Source organism: Pseudomonas sp. MD195_PC81_125 (genome assembly GCF_014060985.1).
Taxonomy (GTDB): Bacteria; Pseudomonadota; Gammaproteobacteria; order Pseudomonadales; family Pseudomonadaceae; genus Aquipseudomonas; species Aquipseudomonas parakoreensis.
The window spans coordinates 1-18,312 of the sequence record NZ_JABULD010000522.1; the positions used below are offsets into that span (position 1 = coordinate 1).

Consider the following 18,312-nt stretch of genomic DNA (forward strand, 5'->3'; position numbering starts at 1 on the left):
CAGGCTGCGATCTTTTGATCTTGTTTCTAAAAATCAAAGTCAAAAGATCGCAGCCTGCGGCAGCTCCTACACAAAGAGCGCCATATTCGTGGGTGCGGAAATTTGACCCACAGGTTTACAATCCACGCTCCTGATCAGGAGTAATCCCGTGCTGACTCATCTCGATTCCCAAGGTCGCGCCAACATGGTCGACGTCACCGAAAAAGCCGTGACATTCCGTGAGGCGACCGCCCAGGCGCTGGTGCGCATGCTGCCCGAAACCCTGCAGATGATCGTCAGCGGCGGCCACCCCAAGGGTGACGTGTTTGCCGTCGCGCGCATTGCCGGCATTCAGGCCGCGAAGAAAACCAGTGATCTGATCCCGTTGTGCCATCCGCTGATGCTCACCGGAGTCAAGGTCGAACTCAGTGCAGAAGGCGAAGACAGCGTACGCATCGTCGCCCGCTGCAAGCTCTCCGGGCAGACCGGAGTGGAGATGGAGGCACTGACCGCTGCCAGCGTTGCAGCGCTGACCATTTACGACATGTGCAAAGCGGTGGACCGGGGCATGACCATCGAAAGCGTGCGTTTGCTGGAAAAGGTCGGCGGCAAGAGCGGGCATTTTCAGGCGGAGCAACCATGAAACTGACGGTTAAATTCTTTGCCCGTTACCGTGAAGCGCTGGGCGTGGACTCGGTCAAGGTCGAAGGCGATTTCGCCACGGTCGACGATGTCCGTGCGCTGCTCGCGCAACGCGATGGCACCGAGGTCTTGAGCGAGCAGAACCTGATGTGCGCGCGCAACGAAGACCTGTGCCAGCTCGACGAACCGGTGAGCGACGGCGACGAGGTGGCGTTCTTTCCCACCGTGACCGGAGGCTGAGGCATGGCGATTCGTGTGCAGTCCACGGCGTTCGATCCCGGCGCTGAAGTCAACGCGATGCACGCGGCGAATGTCGGCGTTGGCGCGGTGGTGAGTTTTGTCGGCTACGTGCGCGACTTTAATGACGGGCTGGATGTGGCCGGCATGTTCCTCGAACACTATCCGGGCATGACCGAAAAAGCCCTTGGCAAGATCGCCGTCGAGGCCGAGCAGCGCTGGCCGCTGTTGAAGCTAGAAGTGCTGCACCGCATCGGCGCGCTGGAGCCGGGCGAGCCGATTGTGTTCGTCGGCGCGGCCAGCGCCCATCGCCAGGCGGCATTCGACGCCTGCGCCTTTGTCATGGACTACCTGAAAACCCGCGCGCCGTTCTGGAAAAAAGAGAACACCAGCGATGGCCCGCGTTGGGTGGAAGGGCGTGACAGTGATCATGCTGCGGCGGATCGCTGGAAGAAGTAATTACTGCATCGCCCTCTAGTCAGTCATCGCTGGCAAGCCAGCTCCCACAGTGTTTTGTGTCATGCACATATTCATGTACACCTCTGAACCCTGTGGGAGCTGGCTTGCCGGCGATTAGGCCATCCGCAACACCAAATACCTTTCTTCAGCTAATTGACGATTTGTACGTGCGAGTCCAATATGGATTTATAAGTACAAAAAAGGCATTCCCCTTTCCAGCTCTTTTCTTCTGTCTTGCCAAACCAACAACAACCCGCGAGAGAACGAACATGAAGAAACTCCCCCTCATCACCGGTCTGGCCCTGAGCCTGTTGGCGTGCACCCATTCCTTTGCCGCTGAGAAAGCCCTGCGCATCGGCATTGAGGCCGCTTATCCACCGTTCGCCTCGAAAACCGACAAGGGCGAGATCGTCGGTTTCGACTACGACATCGGCAACGCCCTGTGTGCGCAGATGAAGGTCAAGTGCGTGTGGGTCGAGGGTGAGTTCGATGGCCTGATCCCTTCGCTGAAAGTGAAGAAAATCGACATGGCGCTGTCGTCGATGACCATCAACGAAGACCGCAAGAAGTCGGTGGATTTCACCCACAAGTACTACTTCACTTCGTCGCGGCTGGTGATGAAGGAAGGCGCCACGGTCGATGACCAGTACGCCAGCCTCAAGGGCAAGACCGTCGGTGTGCAGCGCGCGACCACCACCGACCGTTATGCCACCGAGGTGTTCGAGCCCAAGGGCATCATCGTCAAGCGCTATGGCAATAACGAAGAAATCTACATGGACCTGGCAGCAGGGCGGCTCGATGCGATTTTTGCCGACACCATTCCGCTGACCGACTTCCTGTCGATGCCACGCGGCAAGGGTTACGCGTTTGTCGGTCCGGAACTGAAGGATCCGAAGTACGTGGGCGAAGGCGCGGGGATTGCGGTGCGCAAGGGCAATACCGAACTGGTCAGCCAGTTGAATACGGCCATCGACGGGATTCGTGCCAGCGGCGAATATCAGAAGATTTCCGAGAAGTATTTCAAGTCCGACATCTACGGCGACTGACAGTCCGCTATCGCTGGCAAGCCAGCTCCCACAGCGACCGAGTCGTGCACAGATTTTGTGTACACCCAAAAAACTGTGGGAGTTGGCTTGCCAGCGATGGGGCCGGAAATGCCAATGCAGATCTTCAGCCCTTCAATTCCTTCAAATGCTTGTACACCGTCGCCCGCCCCATGTTCAGCACGTTGGCCACATAGTTCGAGGCGCTCTTGCCCTTGAACGCGCCTTCGGCGTGCAGCGCCAGCACCAGTTCGCGCTTGTGGTCGCGAGTCAGCAGATTCAGGCTCAGCTGGCGCTCGCGCAGCCAGGCGTGGAGGAAGGTGTTGATGCGCTCCTGCCAGTCATCGCGAAACAGTGAATCCGGCTGCGGGATCAGTTTGCTCGGTGACAGGAACAGGTCCAGCGCAGCCTTGGCATTCTCGAACAACGAAATATTCAGGTTAATGCACAGCACCGCCAGTGGCCGCTCTTCGCTGTCGCGCAGCACCGTGCTCAGGCTGCGTATCTTCTGGCCGTCCCAATTGAGCTTTTCGTACGGACCGATGTTGCGCTCACTGACCTCCTCGCTGAGCATGTCTTCAAGCGATGAATCGTCGCCGATCTCGCGTTTGGACAAGTTGTTGGCGATGTAGTCGACCTTCTGCGTGCGCAAGTCGTGCAGCACCACTTCGGCGTGGGGAAAGAACAGCGTGGCGATGGCGTCGGCGATGGCGCGGAAATTATCCAGTGCCGGATCGAATTCGGGGGCGGTCATGTTTGTGGAGCTCCAGGCGGCGTCAACGCCCCCGTGCACGGGGGCGCTGCGAGTGTGCCGCAATCCGTTGGGCGCGTCATCCGCCAAGGGTCTTAGCCGAGCCTTGCGAGGGAGAGCATGGCGCTGCTCAGGCCGAACTGCTGCAGATGTTCAGGCAAGGCTTCACCGCGTACCAATGCCGCACTGGCCTGGCCCATGGCCGGTGAGGTCTGAATACCGTAACCGCCTTGAGCCGCGACCCAGAACAGCCCGGGCACCTGCGGATCGAAACCGCTGAGCAGATCACCGTCGGCGACAAAACTGCGCAAACCGGCCCAGGTGCGGGTCGGGCGGCGGATGGTCAGGGTCGTGGCCTCTTCGATCTGGTAGATGCCCATGGCGATGTCCAGCTCTTCTGGCTGCACATCGTGGGGTCCGACCGGGTCGGCGTTGGCCGGCGAACCGAGGAACATCCCGGCGTCGGGCTTCATATAGAACGACTCATCGAGGCTGACCAGCATCGGCCAGTGATGAATGTCCACGCCCTCGGGACCGGCGAAAATGAACGCCGCGCGGCGCTTGGGTTGCAAGCCCAGCGCTTGGGCACCGGCCAGTGCGCCGATCTGGTCGGCCCAGGCGCCGGCGGCGTTGATGATGACCGGCGCGCTGAAGGTCTGACCGTTGGTCTGCACTTGCCACTGGCCGTCAGTGTCACGACGCAGGCCCAGCACTTCGCAATCGGTGTGCACTTGGCCGTTGTTTCGGCGGATACCGCGCAGGTAGCCCTGATGCAGGGCGTCGGTGTCGATGTCGCTGGCGGTCGGGTCGTAGATCGCGCCATGGACTTTTTCCCGACGCAGGATCGGCAGACGGGCACAGGCTTCATCGGCGCTGAGCAATTGCATCTCTGGCACCGTGGCTTTGGCGCTGAGGTACTGATTGTTCAGTTCGGCGGCGTCACCGGTGAAATCCACGGTCATTTCGCCGCGTGGCGTGAGCAATGGGTGCTCGCAAAAGCCGCTCGGCGGATGGTCGAAAAACTCACGGCTGGCCAGCGTCAGCGCGCGCACCTGCGGCGTGCCGTAGGCGGCGGTATAGAGCGCCGCAGAACGTCCGGTGGAGTGATAGGCCGGGTGTGATTCGCGTTCGAGCACGATCACTTTGGCGTGGCGCGACAGCCAGAAACCGGTGGAAGCACCGGCAATCCCGCCGCCGATGATGATGAAATCTGCCTGGCTCATGAAATCTCCCAATTTATCTGGAATCCTGTAGGAGCTGACGAGTGAAACGAGGCTGCGATCTTTTGATCTTGTCTTTTGAAAATCAAAAGATCGCAGCCTCGTTTCACTCGTCAGCTCCTACAAGGGATCGAGGTGTCAGTGCTTGAGGTGATAAATAGCATTGGCCAGCGCAATGTCTTCCAGGCCCAGGCCGATTGAACGGAAGAACACGTGACGGTCGTAACCGGGGCGCTGCACTTTCTCGCTGAGCAGATCGGCCAGGTCGCCGATGATCAAATCCTTGTTCCAGCCATGCTGCTCGGCGGCGATCAGCATTTCACCCGCCGAGCCCGGCGTGGTCAGCCGATAGTCACAGAACACCTGCATGTCGCCCAGAGTCTTTGGCGGTACTTCATGGGCGCGGGGGGCGTTGGTGCTGATCGAGGTGATCAGTGCCGGTTTGCTCAAGCTGGCCGGGTCGATGACCGGACCGGCGGACGAGGTGCAGAGCATGATCACGTCGGCCTCGGCGAGGGCGGCTGCGCGGCTGTCGGCAATGTTCACCCCCGGGTAGATTCTCTTTCAGCAGCGCCCGGGTTTCAGCGTCTTCAGACAGACTCGGCGAATACACGCTGATGCGCTGCCAGTCGCGCAGCCCTTTCACGTAATGCAGATGCGCCTGGGCAACCTTGCCGCTGCCGATGATCGCCAGTCGTGTGGCATTCAGCGGGGCGAGGGCATCGACAGCAACGGCAGTGGTCGCAGCGGTGCGTGCGGTGGTCAGTTCGCCGGCGTCGCACAGCAGCAGTGGCTGGCCGGTATGCATCGACATCAACAGTGTCCACGCCGTCACCAGCGGCCCCTGTTCGCGGACGATGTACGGCGAGGTCTTGACCCCGTACACACCGTCCTCGGCCAGCACGCCCAGGTAGTTGATAAAGTCGCCGGCGCCCTGCGGGAACTCCACCAGTTGCTGCGCGGGCTGTACGGCGTGGCCGGCGGCAAGGTCGCGAAACAGTTTGCGCAGGATCTGCGGCACGTCAATGCGCGCCAGCAGCTCGCGGGCCTGGGTGTGGTCGATCACGTAGGGTGTACTGGACATGTCAGGCTCCGCGGTCTGGATGTAAACTTATTTGTCCATTATGGACTTTTAGTTATCTATCGCAAGCGCCTGGTGAAAACGTCGGGCAAAAAAAAGCGCAGTCCGTTGCCGGCTGCGCTTTTTGCTTTCGGGTCGTTTACTGCGGCTGCGGACGCTTGCGTTCGACTGCGCGCAGCAGGTGCGTCGGCGGTGTTTCGCAGCTGATCTTGCGACCGAGCTTCTCTTCGATCGACGGCAACTGGTACGAGTCGTCCTCACCGGCGAAGCTGATCGACACGCCATCGGCGCCGGCGCGACCGGTACGGCCGATGCGGTGCACGTAATCGTCCGGGACTTCCGGGAGGGTGAAGTTGATCACGTGGCTGATGCCGTCGATGTGGATGCCACGACCGGCTACATCGGTGGCCACCAGCACGCGAATCTTGCCTTCGCGGAAGCCTTCCAGGGTCTTGATGCGCTTGTGCTGCGGCACGTCGCCGGACAGTTGCGCGGCATTGATGCCGTCACGCACCAAACGCTCTTCGATGCGGCGCACTTCGTCCTTGCGGTTGGCGAAGACGATCACGCGCTCCCAGCCGTTGTCGTTGACCAGGTTGAACAGCAATTTGTACTTGTCCGCACCGGCTACCGCGTAGATGTGCTGCTCGACGTTTTCGTTGGCCACGTTGGTGACTTCGATTTCGACGATTGCCGGATCGGTGGTCCATTGCTTGGCCAGGTTCATCACGTCTTCGGTGAAGGTCGCGGAGAACAGCAGGGTCTGACGCTCGGACTTCGGCGGAGTCTGGCGAATGATCTGCCGCACTTGCGGGATAAAGCCCATGTCGAGCATGCGGTCGGCTTCGTCCAGCACCATCACTTCGACCATGTCCAGGTGCACGTCGCCGCGCTGGTTGAAGTCGAGCAGACGGCCCGGGGTGGCAACGAGAATGTCGCAGTGGCGTGCTTCGAGGTGCTTGAGCTGCTTGTCGAAGTCCATGCCGCCAACGAACGTCATCACGTTGAGGCCGGTGTACTTGGTCAGGTCGGCCGCATCCTTGGCGATCTGCACCACCAGCTCACGGGTCGGCGCGATGATCAGCGCACGGGGGTTCGCCCATGTAGCGTTCTTTCGGCGGCGGAGTCTGCAACAGCTGGGTGATGATCGAGATCAGGAACGCGGCGGTCTTGCCGGTACCGGTCTGCGCGCGGCCGATGGCGTCTTTGCCGGCGAGGGTGAAACCCAGCACCTGCGCCTGAATCGGCGTGCAGTACGGAAAGCCCAGGTCCTGGATGGCGTGCATCAGTTCCGGAGCGAGTTTGAAATCGTGGAAGCGGGTTTTGCCTTCCTGGGGTTCGACGACGAAATCTTCGAGTTTCCAGGGAATGACCGGTGCCTTGGGCTTCGGTTCGCGGCGCGGACGGGCCGGTTTCGGCGCTTCGGCGCGAGCAGGTTCGGCGGCGCTGGCGGGTTTCGGCTCGGGCTTGGGTGTCGCTACCGGAGCCGGACGTTCAACCTTGGGCGCTTCACTGCGAGGGCCGGGGGCGTGCGACGGCGCACTGGGGACTGGCGCGAGCTGCTCAGCCTCGCTTTTACCGAACATTTTCTTGAGTGCTTTGAGCACGGTCATCTCATCAATTGGTTAAGGAATGTACGCCGGCCAGTGTAATGCAAGAAGCGGGCTCGGCGTAGTGGGATGATCAAAGGGACGTTCGAACTGAAACGATCAACGCAGGTGTTCACCCAGCCAGACCCCGATGTCGCGAATTTCTTCGGGTAACACTTCGTGCTCCATTGGGTATTCCTGCCATGTCACGGTGACACCATGCTTCACCAAATGCTCATAGGCGCTGCGCCCCATCGAGTTCTGCACCACGCCGTCGAATTGACCGTGCAGGCACAGCGCTGGAATGCGCTGCTGACTGGCTGAAAGCTCCATCTCGTCAGTGAAGGTCGGGGCATAGGTGGACAGGGCGAGTACACCACCCAACGGGCCTTGCCACTTTATATAAGCGGTGTGCAGCACAACGGCGCCACCCTGGGAAAACCCGGCGAGAAAAATCCGCGAGGCGTCTATTCCGCTGGCGCGCTCCTTTTCGATCAATTCGATGATGCGATCCGCCGACGCTTCCAACTGCTCACGGTCAATAGACCGCGCCGGACTCATTGCTTTTATGTCGTACCAGCTCGGCATCGCGTAACCGCCGTTGATGGTGACGGGCAGGGTTGGCGCTTGCGGTAATACGAAGCGCGTACTCAGCAGGCTTTCCTGCAGCGCTTCAGCCACTGGCAGGAAGTCATAGCGATCCGCGCCGAGACCGTGCAGCCAGATCACACAGGCGTCTGCGGGCTTTTGGGGTTGAAGAATCAGGGGCTCGTGCATGGCTGCTCCAAAAATGTGCGGGCGCTCTCAATAAGTGCGTGATTTGCGTGCGCGCCCGGTCGATCCGTTAACAAGATGTCGCAAGGCTACAAGTTTTGCTATTGACCTGTCGCGCAACCGCTTCAGCAAGCGGTGTGGTACGGGCTTTGCTATGGAGGATTCTGTATGAAGCGTCCTACGCCTTGCGGTAACACTATCAGTGTACGTCGTGCGAAGGGATTGCAAAGAATCCGGTGATGGATGTTCGCCAATGGCCGCTACGGGCAACGCGAACGTGAAAGGGCTACAGCCCGTTCGGCCGACTGGTGAGAAGTGAGTTGTCCATGATGTGGATTTTCTCCTACTAGACTCATAGCGAAGGTCTTACGTCGGTTGACCCCAAAAAAAGCCAACACGGGTCAACAACGCCTCAAAAGGGTGCGACTGGACTCAAGCTCCGACACAACAAGAGCAAAACTGGAGGTTTGAATGAAGATGTTGAAATCCACTCTGGCGGTCGTGACTGCTGCAGCAGTACTCGGCGTCAGCGGGTTCGCTCAGGCGGGTGCAACCCTGGATGCCGTGCAGAAGAAAGGTTTCGTGCAATGCGGCGTGAGCGACGGTCTGCCGGGTTTCTCGGTGCCGGACGCTTCGGGCAAGATTCTCGGGATCGACGCTGACGTTTGCCGCGCTGTGGCCGCTGCCGTATTCGGCGACGCCAACAAGGTCAAGTTCAGCCAGTTGAACGCCAAGGAGCGCTTCACCGCGCTGCAGTCCGGCGAAATCGACCTGCTCTCGCGCAACACCACCATGACCAGCTCGCGTGACGCCGGCATGGGCCTGAAATTCCCGGGCTTCATCACTTACTACGACGGCGTGGGCTTCCTGGCCAACAACAAGCTGGGCGTGAAAAGTGCCAAGGAACTGGACGGTGCAACCATCTGCATCCAGGCCGGTACCACCACCGAACTGAACGTCTCCGACTACTTCCGCGCCAACGGCCTGAAGTACACCCCGATCACCTTCGACACCTCCGATGAAAGCGCCAAGTCGCTGGAATCCGGTCGTTGCGACGTGCTGACCTCCGACAAGTCGCAGCTGTACGCACAGCGCAGCAAGCTGGCCTCGCCAAAAGACTACGTGGTACTGCCGGAAACCATCTCCAAAGAACCACTGGGCCCGGTCGTGCGTAATGGCGACGACGAGTGGCTGGCGATCGTTCGCTGGGTTGGCTACGCGCTGCTGAACGCCGAAGAAGCCGGCGTGACCTCGAAAAACGTGCTGGAAGAAGCCAAATCCACCAAGAACCCGGACGTTGCTCGTCTGCTGGGGGCTGACGGTGAATACGGCAAGGACCTGAAACTGCCGAAGGACTGGGTTGTGAAAATCGTTTCGCAGGTCGGTAACTACGGTGAAATCTTCGAGAAAAACCTCGGCAAGAGCACTCCGCTGGAAATCGACCGTGGCCTGAACGCGCTGTGGACCAACGGCGGCATTCAGTACGCACCACCAGTGCGCTAATGGTTCTATCACCCGGCGGGCCAACCGCCGGGTGATGTTCTGTTCCATTTTTTTCCGGGGCACTTCATGCAAAATTCAATCGGCGCACCAAAGCAGAGGTTCAGCCTCAGCGATCCGCGAGTGCGTGCGTGGCTGTTTCAGATCATCACCGTCGTGGCGGTGGTCGCCATGGGCTGGTATCTGTTTGATAACACCCAGACCAACCTTCAACACCGGGGCATCACGTCCGGTTTCGACTTTCTCGAGCGCAGTGCCGGGTTCGGCATCGCTCAACACCTGATCTCCTACACCGAAGCGGACAGTTACGCGCGGGTGTTCGTGATCGGCCTGCTCAATACGCTGCTGGTGACCTTCATCGGCGTGATCCTGGCGACCCTGCTGGGCTTCATCATCGGTGTGGCGCGGCTGTCGCCGAACTGGATCATCAGCAAACTGGCGACCGTGTATGTGGAAGTGTTCCGCAACATTCCGCCGCTGCTGCAGATCCTGTTCTGGTACTTCGCGGTGTTCCTGACCATGCCGGGTCCGCGTAACAGCCACAACTTCGGTGACACCTTCTTTGTCAGCAGCCGGGGCCTGAACATGCCGGCCGCGCAAATGGCTGACGGCTTCTGGGCATTCTTCATCAGCGTGGTGCTGGCCATCGTCGCCATCGTGCTGATGTGCCGCTGGGCCAACAAGCGATTCGAAGACACGGGCGAACCATTCCACAAGTTCTGGACCGGCCTGGCGATCCTGCTGGTGATCCCGACCTTGTGCACGCTGATCTTCGGTGCACCCCTGCACTGGGAAATGCCGCAACTCAAGGGCTTCAACTTCGTCGGCGGCTGGGTGCTGATCCCGGAACTGCTCGCCTTGACCCTGGCGTTGACTGTGTACACCGCAGCATTCATCGCGGAAATCGTCCGTTCCGGGATCAAGTCGGTCAGCCATGGCCAGACCGAAGCGGCGCGTTCGCTCGGCTTGCGTAACGGCCCGACCCTGCGCAAGGTGATCATTCCGCAAGCCCTGCGGGTGATCATTCCGCCGCTGACCAGCCAATACCTGAACCTGGCGAAGAACTCGTCGCTGGCCGCCGGTATCGGTTATCCGGAAATGGTTTCGCTGTTCGCCGGTACCGTGCTCAACCAGACCGGTCAGGCGATCGAAGTCATTGCCATCACCATGAGCGTGTACCTGGCGATCAGTATCAGCATTTCCCTGCTGATGAACTGGTACAACAAGCGCATTGCGCTGATCGAGCGGTGAGGAAACGCGCATGACAACCCATACTTTCAAACCCGACATGCCACCGCCGGCCAAGGTTTTTGGCCCGATGGCATGGATACGCGCCAACATGTTCTCCAGCTGGCTCAACACCCTGCTGACCCTGTTTGCGTTTTACCTGATCTATCTCGTCGTGCCGCCAATCCTCAGCTGGGCGATCCTCGATGCCAACTGGGTCGGCACCACCCGCGCCGACTGCACCAAGGACGGCGCCTGCTGGGTGTTCATTCAACAGCGTTTCGGCCAGTTCATGTACGGCTACTACCCGGTGGAACTGCGCTGGCGTGTAGACCTCACTGTCTGGCTGGCAGTGCTCGGCGTGGCGCCGCTGTTCATCTCGCGCTTCCCGCGTAAAGCGGTGTACGGCCTGAGCTTCCTGGTGATCTACCCGATCGTTGCCTGGTGCCTGCTGCACGGTGGCGTGTTCGGCCTCGACACTGTGGCGACCAGTCAGTGGGGCGGTCTGATGCTGACCCTGGTGATCGCCACTGTCGGTATCGCCGGCGCCTTGCCGCTGGGGATCATTCTGGCATTGGGCCGTCGCTCGAACATGCCGGCGATTCGCGTGGTCTGCGTGACGTTCATCGAGTTCTGGCGTGGCGTGCCGTTGATCACGGTGCTGTTCATGTCCTCGGTGATGCTGCCGCTGTTCCTGCCCGAGGGTATGAACTTCGACAAGCTGCTGCGGGCGCTGATCGGGGTGATTCTGTTCCAGTCGGCCTACGTCGCCGAGGTGGTGCGCGGCGGTCTGCAAGCGATCCCCAAAGGGCAGTACGAAGCGGCTGCGGCGATGGGCCTCGGTTACTGGCGAGCCATGGGCCTGGTGATTCTGCCGCAAGCCCTGAAGCTGGTGATTCCCGGCATCGTCAATACCTTCATTGCGCTGTTCAAGGACACTAGCCTTGTGATCATCATCGGCCTGTTCGACCTGCTCAACAGCGTCAAGCAAGCCGCTGCCGATCCGAAATGGCTGGGCATGGCCACCGAAGGCTACGTGTTCGCCGCCCTGGTGTTCTGGATTTTCTGTTTTGGTATGTCGCGCTATTCCATGCATCTGGAACGCAAGCTCGACACTGGCCACAAGCGTTAGGAGTTCTTTGTAAATGAGCGAAGCAATCAAAAAGCCTGTGGGCCCTGAAGGCATTATCCAGATGCAGGGCGTGAACAAGTGGTACGGCCAGTTCCACGTGCTCAAGGACATCAACCTCAACGTCAAACAGGGCGAGCGTATCGTTCTGTGCGGCCCGTCGGGTTCCGGCAAGTCGACCACCATCCGCTGCCTCAATCGCCTGGAAGAACACCAGCAGGGCCGCATCGTGGTTGATGGCGTGGAGCTGACCAACGACCTCAAGCAGATCGAAGCGATCCGCCGCGAAGTCGGCATGGTGTTCCAGCACTTCAACCTGTTTCCGCACCTGACCATCCTGCAGAACTGCACGCTGGCGCCGATGTGGGTGCGCAAGATGCCCAAGCGCAAGGCCGAGGAAATCGCCATGCATTACCTGGAGCGTGTACGCATCCCGGAGCAGGCGCATAAATTCCCGGGGCAGTTGTCCGGCGGTCAGCAACAGCGTGTGGCGATTGCCCGCGCGCTGTGCATGAAACCGAAAATCATGCTGTTCGACGAACCGACTTCGGCACTCGACCCGGAGATGGTGAAAGAGGTGCTCGACACCATGATCGGCCTCGCCGAAGACGGCATGACCATGCTCTGCGTGACCCACGAAATGGGCTTCGCCCGCACCGTGGCCAACCGGGTGATCTTCATGGACAAGGGTGAAATCGTCGAGCAGGCGGCGCCTAACGACTTCTTCGACAACCCGCAAAATGACCGCACCAAACTGTTCCTGAGCCAGATCCTGCATTGATTCAGGTTGATGCACAGACAAACCCGGCCCTGTGCCGGGTTTTCTTTTGCCTGCGATTTTCATTTTTCCCCTGTAGGAGCTGCCGCAGGCTGCGATCTTTTGACGTTGATCGTTAAGCACAAGATCAAAAGATCGCACCTGCGGCAGCTCCTACACGGGGTTGTATGAACCCGGCCAGCTGACTAAGATGTCAGAAAATTCATCCTATGATTGGATGAAAGGGCGAATTTCATGACAGACACCTCACCTTTGATCAAGCGATCCCTGGTCGATCAGGCCCTGGATCAGTTGCGCCAACGCATCACCGATGGTGTGTGGCAGGTCGGCGAACGGCTGCCCACCGAGCCTGAGCTGTGCGCCGAGCTGGGCATCAGCCGTAACACCGTGCGTGAAGCCATGCGCGTGCTGGCGTTTTCCGGGTTGATCGAAATCCGGCAGGGCGACGGCAGTTATTTGCGCGCGGTGGTGGATCCGATGGACACGCTCAAGGCGTTGTCCCGTTGCTCGCTGGAGCAGGCGCGGGAAACCCGCCACATCCTCGAAGTCGAGGCGATTGGTCTGGCCGCGCTGCGTCGTACCGATGAGGATCTGGTCGCACTGCGCGAGGCACTTGGCACCAGTGGCAGTCATTATCACGGTGATCTCGACACTTACATTGCCTGCGATCTGGTGTTCCACCGCCGTCTGGTGGACGCCGCGCACAACCCGACCCTCAGCGAGTTGTATCGCTATTTCTCCAGCATCGTCGGCGCGCAATTGCGCCAGACGCTGAACATCGTCCCGCGCCGTCAGGAAGTGTTCGACCTGCACATCGAGTTGCTCGATGCCGTCGAACAACGCGACCCGGAACGGGCCAAAGCCATATCGAGGCAGTTGATCAATGAACCTTGAAAGCGAGAAAAACTTTTCAACCCCCAAGCGCACGGCGGAGCTCGAAGAGCTGCTGATCGACGCCGAGGCCGATGACGAGCAAGTACAGCAAAGCCATCCGCTGGTGCGTCGGCCGTGGCTGTTGCTGCTGGGGCTGATTCTGGTGGCGCTGAACCTGCGCCCGGCGCTGTCGAGCATGGCGCCGTTGCTCAGCGAAGTGTCGAAAAGCCTTGGCCTGTCTGCGGCGCAGGCCGGTCTGCTGACCACGCTGCCGGTGTTGTGCCTGGGTTTGTTCGCACCGCTGGCGCCGATTCTGGCGCGGCGTTTCGGCGCTGAACGAGTGGTGCTGGGGATTCTGCTGACCCTGGCCGCCGGGATCATTGTGCGCAGCAACTTCGGTGAGATCGGGCTGTTCGCCGGCAGCGTCCTCGGTGGCGCAAGCATCGGCATCATCGGTGTATTGCTGCCGGGCATTGTCAAACGCGACTTCGCCAAACACGCCGGAACCATGACCGGCGTCTACACCATGGCCCTGTGCCTGGGCGCGGCTATGGCCGCGGGTTCGACTGTGCCGTTGAGCGAGCACTTTGATAACAGCTGGGCACTGGGCCTGGGCTTCTGGGTGATTCCGGCGCTGGTGGCGGCGCTGTTCTGGCTGCCGCAAGTCGGGCAGAAACACGGCGCGCACAACGTTGCCTATCGGGTGCGTGGGCTGCTGCGCGATCCGCTGGCGTGGCAAGTTACCTTGTACATGGGCCTGCAATCGTCGCTGGCGTACATCGTGTTCGGCTGGTTGCCGTCGATCCTGATCGGTCGTGGTCTGACTCCGACCCAGGCCGGCCTGGTGCTGTCCGGCTCGGTGATCATCCAGCTCGCCAGCTCCCTCGCGGCGCCGTGGCTGGCGACCCGGGGCAAGGATCAGCGCCTGGCGATCGTGGTGGTGATGGCGCTGACCCTAGGCGGTCTGTTCGGTTGCCTGTATGCGCCGATCGAAGGGCTGTGGGGCTGGGCGATTCTGTTGGGGCTGGGGCAGGGCGGTACATTCAGTCTGGCGCTGACCCTGATCGTGCTGCGCTCGCGGGATTCGCACGTGGCGGCGAACCTGTCGAGCATGTCCCAGGGCTTCGGCTACACCTTGGCGTCGATGGGGCCGTTCGCCGTCGGCGTGGTGCATGACTGGACTGGCGGCTGGAATGCCGTGGGCTGGATTTTCGGCATCATCGGCACCGGTGCGATCATTGCCGGCCTTGGTGCCGGCCGGGCGCTGTACGTGCAAGTGCAAAGCGAAAAGATCTGACGCGTAACCCTTTTTTGGGGCCAGGGATATCCGATGTGGGAGCGAGCCTGCTCGCGAAGACAATGGTTCAGGCACCGATCGTGTTGAATGTGCCGGCCTCTTCGCGAGCAGGCTCGCTCCCACAGTTTTTGCGGTGCTTTAAATCTTGCGTTGGTATTCGCTTTGCGAATGCCGATAGTGTTTCTGCGATTTGCAGCTTATCGTGCTGGCAATCTGTCCATTTCCCGGAGTTTGCCCATGAGCGAAGCCCACGCCGCCCTGATCACCCGCTTCTACCAAGCCTTCCAGCGCCTCGACGCCGAGGCCATGGCCGCGTGCTACACCGATGACGTGGTGTTCAGCGATCCGGCCTTCGGCGAGTTGCGCGGGCGCGATGCCGGCGACATGTGGCGCATGCTCACCACTCGCGCCAAGGACTTCTCCCTGACCTTCGACAATGTCCGCGCCGACGAGCGCAGCGGTGGCGCGCACTGGGTGGCGACGTATCTGTTCAGCCAGACCGGCAACGTGGTGATCAACGATATTCAGGCGCGCTTCGTCTTTCGTGACGGCAAGATCTGCGAGCATCACGATCACTTCGACCTGTGGCGCTGGTCGCGTCAGGCGTTGGGTTTCAAGGGCTTGCTGCTGGGCTGGACACCGCTGGTGCGCAACGCCGTCCGCGCACAGGCGCTGAAAGGGCTGAAGGCATTTCAGGCCGGTCGCTGATAAGATCGCGGCCTGTTTCCTACACGTCCAGATCCCGAAGTGACCAGCCTCAGCGAAAAACCGGTTGATGTTGTCGAACCCGTGAGCAAGTCCTGGTTCGTTTACCTCGTGCGCGCGGCCAATGGCTCGCTGTACTGCGGGATCAGCGACGACCCGGTGCGGCGCTTCGCCAAGCATCAAAGCGGCAAGGGCGCGCGCTTCTTCCTGTCCAGCCCGGCGATGGCGCTGGTCTACACCGAACGTTGCCGCGACAAGAGCGATGCGTTGCGTCAGGAGCGCTTGATCAAGAAGCTGCGCAAGAGCGCCAAGGAATGCCTGGTCGCGTCTTATCAATCTGACTGATCGGTTCCCATCAGCCAGATCTGTAGGCTGCTAATCAAATGCACGCTAAGCTGCCGATTCACTTTCTGTGCGGCGGAGCCGAGCATGTCCGAGTTGATTCTGCATCATTACCCGACCTCTCCATTTGCCGAAAAGGCTCGCCTGCTGTTGGGCTTCAAAGGCTTGTCCTGGCGCTCGGTGCACATTTCGCCGGTGATGCCCAAGCCGGATCTGACCGCGCTGACTGGCGGCTACCGCAAGACTCCGGTGTTGCAGGTCGGCGCGGACATCTATTGCGACACCTCGTTGATCGCCCGTCGCCTGGAGCAGGAAAAAGCCCTGCCGGCGTTTTTTCCGGAAGGTCAGGAAATGATCAGTGCCAGCTTTGCGGCATGGGCCGATTCGGTGGTGTTCCAGCATGCGGTCAGCCTGGTGTTCCAGCCAGAATCGGTGGCGGTGCGTTTCGGCAAGTTGCCGCCGGAAGCGATCAAGGCGTTCATGGCTGACCGTGCCGGTCTGTTCAGTGGTGGCAGCGCCACGCGGTTGCCGGCCGAACAGGCCAAACACCAATGGCCAACGATCATGTCGCGCCTGGAGCAGCAGTTGCAGCGCGAGCAGGGCGACTTTCTGTTCGGTGAGCCGTCGATTGCCGACTTCGCCCTGGCGCATCCGCTGTGGTTCCTCAAGGCGACGCACGTCACTGCGCCGTTGGTCGATGAATATCCGGCCGTGACGGCCTGGCTTGGGCGTGTGCTGGGCTTTGGCCATGGCGCCGCGAGCGAAATGAGCGCCGAGGAGGCGTTGGAAGTGGCGCGCACCTCGACGCCGGCGGCGTTGCCGGATGAGCAGTTTGTCGATCCGAACGGGTTCAAGGCCGGGCAGCAGGTGGCGATTGCCGCCATTGACTACGGGGTGGATCCGGTGGAAGGCGAGTTGCTGTTTGCTGGCCGCGAAGAGCTGATCCTGCGCCGCGAAGACCCGCGTGGCGGCGTGGTGCACGTGCACTTCCCGCGCTTTGGTTTCCGCATCGAAGCCCGCTGATCAGCAAGCGGCCTTTGCTTGGGGGGGCAATTGTGGTGAGGGGATTTATCCCCGATGGGGCGCGAAGCGCCCCCAAAAAACTGCACGCCCTACCAGGCAGATTTTGCGACGGCTTCGCCGCCGATCGGGGATAAATCCCCTCACCACAGAGGAGTTGTGTTACTGCAGGGCAGCGAGAATCTCGTCCGGGTCGAACCCGCGAATCAACGTGCCATTCACGTCGATCAACGGAATCCCGCGCCCACCCAGCGCCTCATACGCTTTGCGCGCCTCGGCGTCCTTCTCGATATCGAATTCCCGGAAAGGAATCCCCTTGCTGTCGAGAAAGCGCTTGGTCTGTTTGCAGTAGCCGCACCAGTCGGTGGCATACAGCACGACACGGGCCTGCGCCCGCGTCTGCTCAGAGACCATCTGCGACGGGTTGAACACCCGCTCGATCTTGCCCCAGTTCTGATAGATCACCACCACCAGCAGAACCAGCGCAACCTTCTTCAGCACATTGCCCAGCATCAGTTGCGGCGCTTGAGCTGATCGGTGAGCGAGGTTGGCAGGCCCTTGATGATCAGGGTGCCGGCCTCTTCGTCGTATTCGATCTTCGAACCCAGCAGGTGCGCTTCAAAGCTGATTGACAGGCCTTCGGCGCGGCCGGTGAAGCGGCGGAACTGGTTGAGGGTGCGTTTGTCCGCCGGAATTTCCGGCGACAGACCGTAGTCCTTGTTGCGGATGTGATCGTAGAAGGCCTTCGGGCGCTCCTCGTCGATCAGCTCCGACAGCTCTTCCAGGCCCATTGGCTCGCCGAGCTTGGCCTGGCTGCTGGCGTAATCGACCAGAGTCTTGGTTTTCTCGCGAGCGGAATCTTCCGGCAGGTCTTCGCTCTCGACGAAGTCGCTGAAGGCCTTGAGCAGGGTGCGGGTCTCGCCCGGGCCGTCGACGCCTTCCTGGCAGCCGATGAAGTCGCGGAAGTACTCCGAAACCTTCTTGCCGTTCTTGCCCTTGATGAACGAGATGTACTGCTTGGACTGCTTGTTGTTCTGCCACTCGGAGACGTTGATCCGCGCCGCCAGGTGCAGTTGGCCGAGGTCGAGGTGACGCGACGGGGTGACGTCCAGCTCGTCGGTCACCGCCACGCCTTCGCTGTGGTGCAGCAGGGCGATCGCCAGGTAGTCGGTCATGCCTTGCTGATAGTGGGCGAACAGCACATGGCCGCCGACCGACAGGTTCGACTCTTCCATCAGTTTCTGCAGATGCTCGACCGCGACTTTGCTGAACGCAGTGAAGTCCTGGCCGCCTTCCATGTATTCCTTCAGCCAGCCGCTGAACGGAAACGCGCCGGATTCCGGATGGAACAGGCCCCAGGCTTTGCCTTGCTTGGCGTTGTAGCTCTCGTTGAGGTCGGCAAGCATGTTCTCGATGGCCGCGGACTCAGCCAGTTCGGAGTCGCGGGCGTGCAGAACTGCGGGCGTGCCGTCGGGTTTTTTGTCGATCAGGTGGACGATGCAATGACGGATCGGCATGGGCTTCTCGGCTGGTGGAAGGGAGGAGGGCGGGCTCCCCCGAAAAAGCGCCCAGTGTACCGCAAACTCCATCCGAGGCTCCCTGTAGGAGCTGCCGAAGGCTGCGATCTTTTGATCTTGTTTTTTGAAAAAATCATAGTCAAAAAGAT

The 18,312-nt window shown here is 60.5% G+C and carries 18 protein-coding genes and 2 pseudogenes; 13 read left to right on the forward strand and 7 right to left on the reverse strand.

The annotated features are described in order from the left end of the window. Positions 1 to 148 precede the first annotated feature (148 nt). The 4 genes from moaC (at position 149) to HT737_RS20700 (ending at position 2,363) form a co-directional block, all read left to right on the forward strand. The gene (gene moaC / locus HT737_RS20685; RefSeq protein WP_008080206.1) at positions 149 to 622 is read left to right on the forward strand and encodes a cyclic pyranopterin monophosphate synthase MoaC; all 474 of its coding nucleotides are present in this window, start codon (positions 149 to 151) and stop codon (positions 620 to 622) included. After that, positions 619 to 861 (forward strand): molybdopterin converting factor subunit 1, encoded by a 243-nt coding sequence (gene moaD / locus HT737_RS20690; protein WP_182403916.1) that lies wholly within the window; start codon positions 619 to 621, stop codon positions 859 to 861. Before moaC ends, moaD begins: the two co-directional genes overlap by 4 nt. Positions 862 to 864: 3 nt before the next feature. Next, positions 865 to 1,317 carry a molybdopterin synthase catalytic subunit MoaE gene (gene moaE, locus HT737_RS20695; protein ID WP_007965204.1) on the forward strand — a complete coding sequence of 151 codons (453 nt, stop codon included), beginning with the start codon at positions 865 to 867 and terminating at the stop codon, positions 1,315 to 1,317. Between the two features lie 269 nt (positions 1,318 to 1,586). Then, positions 1,587 to 2,363, forward strand: a complete 777-nt coding sequence (locus HT737_RS20700; RefSeq protein WP_047292677.1) for an ABC transporter substrate-binding protein — start codon at positions 1,587 to 1,589, stop codon at positions 2,361 to 2,363. Between the two features lie 124 nt (positions 2,364 to 2,487). On the opposite strand, the gene HT737_RS20705 is transcribed toward HT737_RS20700, so the two are convergent. The 5 genes and pseudogenes from HT737_RS20705 to HT737_RS20725 all read right to left on the reverse strand — a co-directional run bounded on the left by HT737_RS20705 (position 2,488) and on the right by HT737_RS20725 (position 7,778). Continuing rightward, complete coding sequence (locus HT737_RS20705) at positions 2,488 to 3,114, reverse strand: transcriptional regulator (protein ID WP_047292678.1); 627 nt, start codon at positions 3,112 to 3,114, stop codon at positions 2,488 to 2,490. A gap of 92 nt (positions 3,115 to 3,206) precedes the next feature. Continuing rightward, entirely contained in the window at positions 3,207 to 4,334 is a 1,128-nt protein-coding gene (locus HT737_RS20710; protein ID WP_182403917.1) for an FAD-binding oxidoreductase, read from the reverse strand. A 135-nt stretch (positions 4,335 to 4,469) separates the two neighbouring features. Next, positions 4,470 to 5,415, reverse strand: a pseudogene (locus tag HT737_RS20715) (ornithine cyclodeaminase family protein). A 136-nt stretch (positions 5,416 to 5,551) separates the two neighbouring features. Further along, a pseudogene (gene rhlB, locus HT737_RS20720) lies at positions 5,552 to 7,025 on the reverse strand (ATP-dependent RNA helicase RhlB). 96 nt (positions 7,026 to 7,121) lie between these two features. After that, entirely contained in the window at positions 7,122 to 7,778 is a 657-nt protein-coding gene (locus HT737_RS20725) for an alpha/beta hydrolase (protein ID WP_047292685.1), read from the reverse strand. A gap of 468 nt (positions 7,779 to 8,246) precedes the next feature. Here HT737_RS20725 and HT737_RS20730 point away from each other — a divergent pair, with 468 nt between their 5' ends. From HT737_RS20730 to HT737_RS20770, 9 genes are all read left to right on the forward strand, one after another. Beyond that, positions 8,247 to 9,278 (forward strand): amino acid ABC transporter substrate-binding protein, encoded by a 1,032-nt coding sequence (locus HT737_RS20730; protein ID WP_047292688.1) that lies wholly within the window; start codon positions 8,247 to 8,249, stop codon positions 9,276 to 9,278. A 66-nt stretch (positions 9,279 to 9,344) separates the two neighbouring features. Then, the gene (locus tag HT737_RS20735; protein WP_047292689.1) at positions 9,345 to 10,526 is read left to right on the forward strand and encodes an amino acid ABC transporter permease; all 1,182 of its coding nucleotides are present in this window, start codon (positions 9,345 to 9,347) and stop codon (positions 10,524 to 10,526) included. Between the two features lie 10 nt (positions 10,527 to 10,536). After that, positions 10,537 to 11,634: an amino acid ABC transporter permease gene (locus tag HT737_RS20740; protein WP_095667440.1), complete on the forward strand. Its 1,098-nt coding sequence runs from the start codon at positions 10,537 to 10,539 to the stop codon at positions 11,632 to 11,634. 13 nt (positions 11,635 to 11,647) lie between these two features. Next, entirely contained in the window at positions 11,648 to 12,412 is a 765-nt protein-coding gene (locus tag HT737_RS20745) for an amino acid ABC transporter ATP-binding protein (RefSeq protein ID WP_003221897.1), read from the forward strand. A 231-nt stretch (positions 12,413 to 12,643) separates the two neighbouring features. After that, positions 12,644 to 13,303 carry a FadR/GntR family transcriptional regulator gene (locus HT737_RS20750; RefSeq protein WP_145597524.1) on the forward strand — a complete coding sequence of 220 codons (660 nt, stop codon included), beginning with the start codon at positions 12,644 to 12,646 and terminating at the stop codon, positions 13,301 to 13,303. Then, on the forward strand, positions 13,293 to 14,579 hold the full coding sequence (locus tag HT737_RS20755) for a CynX/NimT family MFS transporter (RefSeq protein ID WP_182403918.1): 1,287 nt from the start codon (positions 13,293 to 13,295) through the stop codon (positions 14,577 to 14,579). The genes HT737_RS20750 and HT737_RS20755 overlap by 11 nt, the downstream gene beginning before the upstream one ends. A gap of 237 nt (positions 14,580 to 14,816) precedes the next feature. Beyond that, positions 14,817 to 15,287, forward strand: coding sequence for a nuclear transport factor 2 family protein (locus HT737_RS20760; RefSeq protein ID WP_003221901.1), 471 nt, complete (start codon positions 14,817 to 14,819; stop codon positions 15,285 to 15,287). Between the two features lie 39 nt (positions 15,288 to 15,326). After that, a complete protein-coding gene (locus tag HT737_RS20765) occupies positions 15,327 to 15,629 on the forward strand; it encodes a GIY-YIG nuclease family protein (RefSeq protein ID WP_047292696.1) in 303 nt (100 codons plus the stop codon). A gap of 84 nt (positions 15,630 to 15,713) precedes the next feature. Beyond that, entirely contained in the window at positions 15,714 to 16,649 is a 936-nt protein-coding gene (locus tag HT737_RS20770) for a glutathione S-transferase family protein (protein WP_182403919.1), read from the forward strand. 159 nt (positions 16,650 to 16,808) lie between these two features. Here HT737_RS20770 and HT737_RS20775 read toward each other — a convergent pair whose 3' ends face one another. Next, positions 16,809 to 17,159 carry a glutaredoxin family protein gene (locus HT737_RS20775; RefSeq protein ID WP_047292699.1) on the reverse strand — a complete coding sequence of 117 codons (351 nt, stop codon included), beginning with the start codon at positions 17,157 to 17,159 and terminating at the stop codon, positions 16,809 to 16,811. Next, entirely contained in the window at positions 17,159 to 18,163 is a 1,005-nt protein-coding gene (yejK, locus tag HT737_RS20780; RefSeq protein ID WP_047292700.1) for a nucleoid-associated protein YejK, read from the reverse strand. Before yejK ends, HT737_RS20775 begins: the two co-directional genes overlap by 1 nt. Positions 18,164 to 18,312: the final 149 nt, after the last annotated feature.

Coding starts and splice junctions, on each gene's coding strand:
- yejK (WP_047292700.1), bottom strand. CDS start 18,163: ATGCCGATCCGTCATTGCATCGTCCACCTGATCGACAAAAAACCCGAC.
- HT737_RS20730 (WP_047292688.1), top strand. CDS start 8,247: ATGAAGATGTTGAAATCCACTCTGGCGGTCGTGACTGCTGCAGCAGTA.
- HT737_RS20755 (WP_182403918.1), top strand. CDS start 13,293: ATGAACCTTGAAAGCGAGAAAAACTTTTCAACCCCCAAGCGCACGGCG.
- HT737_RS20750 (WP_145597524.1), top strand. CDS start 12,644: ATGACAGACACCTCACCTTTGATCAAGCGATCCCTGGTCGATCAGGCC.
- HT737_RS20705 (WP_047292678.1), bottom strand. CDS start 3,114: ATGACCGCCCCCGAATTCGATCCGGCACTGGATAATTTCCGCGCCATC.
- HT737_RS20745 (WP_003221897.1), top strand. CDS start 11,648: ATGAGCGAAGCAATCAAAAAGCCTGTGGGCCCTGAAGGCATTATCCAG.
- HT737_RS20710 (WP_182403917.1), bottom strand. CDS start 4,334: ATGAGCCAGGCAGATTTCATCATCATCGGCGGCGGGATTGCCGGTGCT.
- HT737_RS20725 (WP_047292685.1), bottom strand. CDS start 7,778: ATGCACGAGCCCCTGATTCTTCAACCCCAAAAGCCCGCAGACGCCTGT.
- HT737_RS20770 (WP_182403919.1), top strand. CDS start 15,714: ATGTCCGAGTTGATTCTGCATCATTACCCGACCTCTCCATTTGCCGAA.
- moaE (WP_007965204.1), top strand. CDS start 865: ATGGCGATTCGTGTGCAGTCCACGGCGTTCGATCCCGGCGCTGAAGTC.
- HT737_RS20760 (WP_003221901.1), top strand. CDS start 14,817: ATGAGCGAAGCCCACGCCGCCCTGATCACCCGCTTCTACCAAGCCTTC.
- HT737_RS20775 (WP_047292699.1), bottom strand. CDS start 17,159: ATGCTGGGCAATGTGCTGAAGAAGGTTGCGCTGGTTCTGCTGGTGGTG.
- moaD (WP_182403916.1), top strand. CDS start 619: ATGAAACTGACGGTTAAATTCTTTGCCCGTTACCGTGAAGCGCTGGGC.
- HT737_RS20700 (WP_047292677.1), top strand. CDS start 1,587: ATGAAGAAACTCCCCCTCATCACCGGTCTGGCCCTGAGCCTGTTGGCG.
- HT737_RS20735 (WP_047292689.1), top strand. CDS start 9,345: ATGCAAAATTCAATCGGCGCACCAAAGCAGAGGTTCAGCCTCAGCGAT.
- HT737_RS20740 (WP_095667440.1), top strand. CDS start 10,537: ATGACAACCCATACTTTCAAACCCGACATGCCACCGCCGGCCAAGGTT.